The following is a 6,712-nucleotide window of genomic DNA, read 5'->3' on the forward strand; positions in this document are numbered from 1 at the left end:
TACACAAAAGAGAAGAGTTCAGACATAAATCAGTAACTGCACCTGCTTGTATAGGACAGATATGTGGATTTGGTGAGTTTGGATATATTATGGGGATTAGAGCATTAGAAAATCATTTAAGTGAAAAATAAGACATTTTGAGAAAGCTAGATATAACTAAGAATTTAAACAAGGATAAAACTTTGATTAGATTTAGTTTTATAGAGCTTTCTTTTTTTATCAATAATTTAAGGAGGATTTATGAATATAACATTAGTGGGACTTGGAGTAATTGGAGGTTCAATAGGACTTAGCCTTAGAGGGAAAATATATGGGGTAAATATTCAAGGGATAGATTTAAAACAAGAAACAATAGTAAAAGCTTTTGAGCTTGGGATAATAGAAAAAGGCGGAGTTGCAGATAGTAATGAAGCAAAGGAAATATTACAAGATGCAGATATGATAATTTTAAGTTTATATCCAGATGATATAAAGAATTTTATTGAAAAGAATAAAGCAAATTTTAAAAAGGGAATAGTTATTGTAGATACATCAGGGGTTAAAAATAATATACTTAAAAACATAGAAATATCAGATGATATTGACTTTATATTAACGCATCCAATGGCTGGTAGAGAAAAAAGTGGAATAGAATATGCTTCAAGAAAAGTATTTATAGGAGCAAATTTTATAATAACAAGAACTGATAAAAATAAAGAAGAAAATATAGATGAAGTTAAGTTCCTTGCAAGAAAGATGGGCTTTTTAAATATTGTTGAAACAGAGGTAGAAGAACATGATAATATCATAGCTTTTACAAGTCAACTTCCACATGCAATTGCAGTTTCACTTGTCAATAGTGATAATTTAGATGTTGATACAGGTTTATTTACAGGAGATTCTTATAAAGAAATAACAAGGATTGCAAATATAAATGAAAAACTTTGGAGCGATTTGTTTTTAAAAAATAAAGAAAATTTAATAAATAAAATAACTGATTTTGAAGATGAACTTAAAAAACTTAAAGATGCAATAAAAAATGATGATAGGGAAAATCTTGAGAGTTTGTTTGTTAGTGCAACAAATAAACGTAAAAATTTATAGGTTATTAAAAAATACTTTGCAAATCAAAGCATTGGGTATATAATATTTTTTATCAATATTTTGAAACTTTAAAAAGTATTTAGAAATATTAGTATTTATTTAGGAGGCGTGAAGTGTCTATTAAAATAGTAACAGATAGTACAAGCTATATACCAAAAGAATTTATAGAGAAGTATGACATTAGAGTTGTTTCATTAAGCGTGATAACAAATGGAGAAAGTGAAAGAGAATTAGATATAAACTCTAAGGAGTTTTATGAAAAAATAGATAAATCAGATAAACTTCCAACATCATCACAACCAGCAATGGATGAGTTTGAGGAAGTGTTTTTAAATCCAGCAAGTGAGGGAAATAATATTATTGGAATATTTTTATCTTCAAAACTTAGTGGGACATATTCAACATCACATCTTATAAAGAATATAGTTACTGAAAAATATCCAAATGCTAAGATTGAACTTATAGATGGAGAAACAACAGCTATGAGTATGGGGTTTTTAGTTGTTGAGGCTGCAAAACTTGCTATGGAAGGTAAGCTTAGTCTTGAAGAGATAAAAAATCATATTATAGAAATGAAAAAAAGAGTTGATATAGTTTTTATACCAGGTAGTCTTAAAAACCTACAAAAGGGTGGAAGACTTGGTAAAATTGCTAGCTTAATTGGTGGGATACTTAAAATAACTCCACTTTTACATGTGAAAGATGGGCAAGTTGATCTTTTTGATAAAATAAGAACTCATAAAAAAGCAGTTGATAAAATGTTTGAGAAAGTTAAGCTTGCAAATAGTGAAAAAACTGTAAAAGCTATTGTAGTTTATCATATATTAAATGAAGCAGAGGGTATTGAAATCAAAGAAAGAGTAAAATCTGAATTTGGAATTGATGCACAGATAATGGATATTGGAGCAGTGATAGGGCTTCATGTTGGTCCTCGAAGTGTAGGATTGGCTTTTTATACAGAAAAATAATATAAGAAATGGGTATATCGCTTTGATATACCCATTTTTTTATTTAAAGTTAAGCTTTATAATAAGCTTTTCTTCACCAATTGTAGTATTTTCAAATACTGATGTTGCATTATCTGAAAATAGACTAGGACTTGGCATTGCAGGACTAAAATGTGTTAGTAAAAGCTCTGATACATTCGCAGATTTTGCAAGAGTTGCAGCTTCTCTAAATGTCATATGCTTATTTTTAATAGCTTTTTCAATATCACCATCATCACCATATGTTCCTTCACATACAAATAAATCACTTTCAGAAACAAAATTTATTATTTCATCAATATTTCTTGTATCAGTAACATAAGATAATTTTAGACCACTTCTAGCATCTCCAAGTATCATATCAGGAGAATAAACTAAATTATCTACTGTAACATTCTCACCTTTTTGAAGTTTTCCCCATAAATTTTTAGGTACATTATTTTTAGTAGCTTTATCTATATCAAATTTAGGAGCTCTATCAACTTTAAAACTATATGCAATACACTCTGTAGAGTGGTCTACTTTTAGTGTTGAAATTTCAAGAGCCTCAAAAACTTTACTATCTTTATCAGTAAGTTTTAGATTTTCATCATTAACCATAAATTTAAAATCAGAAGTTTCAGCTTCTATCATATTTATTTCATAAGGAAGATAAGGTGCTATAAGCCTTAGTCCATCTACAATTTTAGTTATACCAATTGGTCCTATTATAGTGATAGGATTTTCACGCCCAGAGTTTCCAATAGTAGAAAGCAGTCCAGGAAGTCCAACAATATGATCACCATGTGCATGTGTTATGCAAATAATATCTATTGCTTTAAAGCCCCAACCGAGTTCTCTCATTGAAACTTGAGTTCCCTCACCACAATCTATTAATATTTTTCTGCCTTTAAAATTAAGTAGACTAGCCGATAAGTAACGACCAGGGAGTGGCATTCCACCGCCAACACCAAGCATAGCTAAATCAATCATAAATTCACCTCGTTTTATTTTTATTTTAAGTTATCATTATTTAATTTAAATAATATACTAATATTATACTTCAAATTGGATTAAATATGAAAAAAATGTTTTTTTATAGTTTACAATAATTTTAAGTATAATTTACTATATTTTGCACTATGTTAAATAGATATAGTTATTTGCATTTGTAAAATAATTTTATTATAATAAACAATACAGTAACAAATTTAATAAAAAAGGGAGTGCATAAACAAATGTCTGAACTCGGATATGGATCGACCGCTGAAGTTCCTTCGGGACTTAGTATAAAAAATGATAAAATAATTAGCTATTTAATGGGGTCATATGTAGATAATACAAAAAAGAAATCATTTATAGGTAATATTTTTAATATGTTCAATCAAGGTAAGAGCTATTTAGTAGCCTTTATGGATGATAATATGGTAATAGGAGAGCTTGAGAAGGGTAATGCATCAAATGATGATACTACTGTGCTTTATAGCGAAGTTAAAAGCTTTAACTATTATAATCAGTCGGGAAGTCTAGAGATAATAACAGATAAAAACTTTAGATATTTAATAAAAGTTTCAAAGCATGAACTTTGTGATACCATGAAGCATCTTAATGGAAATTTAGCAGTTAAATATTTAAATTAAACTTCATATAATTATTAGAATATTTGTAGGATTATAGCTAGTAAAATAGTTATAATCCTTTTTTTCTAAAAATAGAGTTAATATCAAATGTGATATTAACTCTATTTTTAGAATATTATAAGCCTTTTCCTTTAGGACTTGGTGAAAAACCTCTTTCTTTTAATATCTGGTAAATAGTTTTTGATGTTGTATCTTCTATTGTGTAACCAAGAAGTGTAACAATTTCTGATAGTTCTTCTTCAGATGTTGTTTCGATTTCTATATATGGGAATGGACAGAAACTCTCATCATTTATATCAATTTCTATAAGAGAGTTTTTATATTTATAACTTTCTCTATATTTTTTTATAGATTCTTGAAGCTCAAGACCAAGTGATGTAAAAATTTTAGCACCCATTTCACCATCTTCTATGATAGTTTCATTTTCTTCCATAATTTTAAAAACATCTTGTGATATCATTTTTTTTGTTGTCATAAAATATACAGTTTTATTATTTATAAGGTCTTCAACAGTTCTGATTCTAGCATAGCCTTTTTTATTTAGCAGGCTTCTATCAGAAAAATCATATATATCATTAACTTGATTTTCTTTTTTTACATTGATAGCAAAAACACTTTTACATATCTCTCTAATTTTTTGAATATCAATATCCATAATTCTAGTTTCAAATTCTTGCATAAGTAAATCCTCCAAATGATTTTAATACTCTAATTATAAAGTTATATTCTATATATTTCAAAGGTATATTGCATAAGAAGATAAAATTTAGGGTAATCTTATAAAGAAGAAATATTTTATAATAATTCACAAAATACACATAGTATGTTATTATAATAATAGTAATGGTTGTGTGAAATTATATTTTGCAAAATTAAAGAGAAGATTAAATTTAAAATTAATATATAGATTAAGGAGAGATTGAGATGAAAATGAATGATGTAGTAATGGAGTCTTTAGATTTTAGACACGCTTGTAAGGAATTTGATAATACAAAGCAAATAAGTGACGAGGATTTTAAAGTAATACTTGAAGCAGGAAGACTTGCACCAAGTTCAATGGGTCTTGAGCCTTGGAAATTTGTTGTTATAGATAATCAAAAATATAAAGATGAACTAGGGGCTGTATCATGGGGTGGAAGAAGACAAATACCTACATGTAGTAAATTTGTTGTTTTACTAACTAGAAATGGTAAATCACTTAAATATGATTCAGAGTACATAGCTCACTTATTAAATGATATTAAAAAAGTTCCAGCTGAAATTGCAGCTCAAATAACAGAAACTTTAAAGAGCTTAGAAATAGCTAGATTTGATATTGAAAACAGAGATGATTTAATACTTATGTATTCAAATACTCAAACTCATATGGCAGAAATGAATATGATGAGTGCTGCTGCACTTCTTAAGATTGATTCATGTGCAATTGGTGGATATGACCATGCAACACTTGAAAAGATTCTTATAGAAGAAGGTATGCTTGATAAAAATGAATTTGAAATAGGAACAACAGTTGCTTTTGGTTATAGAAAAGAAGAGCCAAGACCAAAAACAAGACAATCATTTGAGGATGTTGTTTCAGTTATAAAATAATTTATAAATGTTTAAAGGATTTTGAAGAAAATTTTAAATAAATTTTATAAATACTACTTATACTAATAGAAGATATTAAATCACAAAGGAGCTTTTAATAGTTCTTAGAATTATAGATAAATAGGTATAAAAGTACCTAAACATACTTTTAAATCGAGAAAGTGTGTAATAGCCCTAGCCAAATGAATAACAAAATAAAGAAAGGGGAAAGCTACTTATATACGGATGGCTAGTTCGGATTTAAAGACTGTGGAGTTCTATATCAAATCAGAGTAGTATATACGAAATGAGGGACTGAGAAACAGTAATTTTCTTGATATAGACACTTTTGTCTATATTTTAAGTAGCAGAAATTAAAATGAATAGACAAGATGTAATAGATATATTTAACTTTAGATTTGCAACAAAGGAATTTAACGGGAAGATAGTTCCAAGAGAAGATATGGAAATGATAGCTGAAACAGCTAGATTATCACCAAGTTCATTTGGTCTTGAACCATGGAAATTCTTAGTTGTTGAGAATAAAGAACTTATAGCTGAAATAGCTAAAGTTTCATGGGGATTCCAAAGACAAGTTGCTACAACAAGCCATATAATCTTAGGACTTACAAGAGTGGGAAAAGATACTAGATTTGATTCAGAGTTTGTTAAAAATAACTGGCTTGATAATAAAGGTGTAGATGAAGAATTCCTTGCAGGACTTTTACCTATGCTTGGTGGTTTCCAAGAAGCTAATATGCAAATATCAGAGGGTTCAGATAGATTACTTGATTGGAATTGTAGACAAAACTACATTGCAATGGGTAATATGATGACAGCAGCAGCTATGATAGGTGTAGATTCATGCCCAGTTGAAGGATTTGATAAAGAAGCAGTAGAAAAAATCCTTGTAGAAAAAGGATTATTAAATAAAGAAGAATATGAATTTACTTATCTTATAGCTTTTGGTTATAGAGCAGAAGCACCTAACAGAACTAAAGCTAGAAGAACAGCTGAAGATGTAATTGAGTGGGTTAAATAATTAAAAATTAAATAAAAATTATAGATAGTAAAGTCTTATAAAATGTAGTTCAGATTGATGAATGATATTTTATAGGGCTTTTTTTAGTTATTAAGAAGAAAAATAAGTGAATAGTGAAATTATCACAATTATAATAAAATCCTCATAGTATAGCGTACACATAAAATAAAAAATAAGGATGGTTTGTAAGGCTATATGTTTAGATATAATATGATAAATAAAAATAATACTGAAATGAAATCTGAGGTAGCTAAAGGAGAAATTCTATATAAATTATATATAGGTGATTTTATATATAAATCAGGGATAAGCCCTATCATAGGTGCTAATGGAGTGTCATGGATAGAAATTACTTTTAATGGGGTAAAAGGGTGGATTGATATGAGTAGATTAGCTAATGCAACTAAGCATAA

9 protein-coding genes are annotated in these 6,712 nt (G+C 28.1%); 7 read left to right on the forward strand and 2 right to left on the reverse strand.

The features are described 5' to 3' along the window. The 3 genes from Q0V15_RS10640 to Q0V15_RS10650 all read left to right on the forward strand — a co-directional run. Positions 1 to 131, forward strand: a 131-nt coding sequence (locus Q0V15_RS10640) for a type II 3-dehydroquinate dehydratase (protein ID WP_297438832.1), incomplete at its 5' end; no start/stop codon positions are given. A 109-nt stretch (positions 132 to 240) separates the two neighbouring features. Beyond that, positions 241 to 1,083, forward strand: a complete 843-nt coding sequence (locus Q0V15_RS10645) for a prephenate dehydrogenase (RefSeq protein WP_297438816.1) — start codon at positions 241 to 243, stop codon at positions 1,081 to 1,083. A gap of 113 nt (positions 1,084 to 1,196) precedes the next feature. After that, positions 1,197 to 2,051 (forward strand): DegV family protein, encoded by an 855-nt coding sequence (locus Q0V15_RS10650; RefSeq protein WP_297438818.1) that lies wholly within the window; start codon positions 1,197 to 1,199, stop codon positions 2,049 to 2,051. A gap of 39 nt (positions 2,052 to 2,090) precedes the next feature. Here Q0V15_RS10650 and Q0V15_RS10655 read toward each other — a convergent pair whose 3' ends face one another. Then, complete coding sequence (locus Q0V15_RS10655; protein WP_297438820.1) at positions 2,091 to 3,041, reverse strand: ribonuclease Z; 951 nt, start codon at positions 3,039 to 3,041, stop codon at positions 2,091 to 2,093. A 245-nt stretch (positions 3,042 to 3,286) separates the two neighbouring features. Between Q0V15_RS10655 and Q0V15_RS10660 the strand changes: the two genes are divergently transcribed. Continuing rightward, positions 3,287 to 3,688, forward strand: coding sequence for a hypothetical protein (locus tag Q0V15_RS10660; RefSeq protein ID WP_297438822.1), 402 nt, complete (start codon positions 3,287 to 3,289; stop codon positions 3,686 to 3,688). Between the two features lie 115 nt (positions 3,689 to 3,803). Here Q0V15_RS10660 and Q0V15_RS10665 read toward each other — a convergent pair whose 3' ends face one another. Then, positions 3,804 to 4,367, reverse strand: coding sequence for a class IV adenylate cyclase (locus Q0V15_RS10665; RefSeq protein ID WP_297438824.1), 564 nt, complete (start codon positions 4,365 to 4,367; stop codon positions 3,804 to 3,806). 245 nt (positions 4,368 to 4,612) lie between these two features. Here Q0V15_RS10665 and Q0V15_RS10670 point away from each other — a divergent pair, with 245 nt between their 5' ends. The 3 genes from Q0V15_RS10670 to Q0V15_RS10680 all read left to right on the forward strand — a co-directional run. Then, positions 4,613 to 5,278, forward strand: coding sequence for an NAD(P)H-dependent oxidoreductase (locus Q0V15_RS10670; protein ID WP_297438826.1), 666 nt, complete (start codon positions 4,613 to 4,615; stop codon positions 5,276 to 5,278). 358 nt (positions 5,279 to 5,636) lie between these two features. Then, positions 5,637 to 6,299, forward strand: a complete 663-nt coding sequence (locus Q0V15_RS10675) for an NAD(P)H-dependent oxidoreductase (RefSeq protein WP_297438828.1) — start codon at positions 5,637 to 5,639, stop codon at positions 6,297 to 6,299. A gap of 195 nt (positions 6,300 to 6,494) precedes the next feature. Next, a partial coding sequence (locus tag Q0V15_RS10680) for a hypothetical protein (protein ID WP_297438830.1) occupies positions 6,495 to 6,712 on the forward strand: 218 nt, incomplete at its 3' end.

Origin of the sequence: uncultured Clostridium sp., assembly GCF_947036855.1 — a bacterium.
GTDB lineage: Bacteria > Bacillota > Clostridia > Clostridiales > Clostridiaceae > Sarcina.

Coding starts and splice junctions, on each gene's coding strand:
- Q0V15_RS10645 (WP_297438816.1), top strand. CDS start 241: ATGAATATAACATTAGTGGGACTTGGAGTAATTGGAGGTTCAATAGGA.
- Q0V15_RS10655 (WP_297438820.1), bottom strand. CDS start 3,041: ATGATTGATTTAGCTATGCTTGGTGTTGGCGGTGGAATGCCACTCCCT.
- Q0V15_RS10675 (WP_297438828.1), top strand. CDS start 5,637: ATGAATAGACAAGATGTAATAGATATATTTAACTTTAGATTTGCAACA.
- Q0V15_RS10665 (WP_297438824.1), bottom strand. CDS start 4,367: ATGCAAGAATTTGAAACTAGAATTATGGATATTGATATTCAAAAAATT.
- Q0V15_RS10660 (WP_297438822.1), top strand. CDS start 3,287: ATGTCTGAACTCGGATATGGATCGACCGCTGAAGTTCCTTCGGGACTT.
- Q0V15_RS10670 (WP_297438826.1), top strand. CDS start 4,613: ATGAAAATGAATGATGTAGTAATGGAGTCTTTAGATTTTAGACACGCT.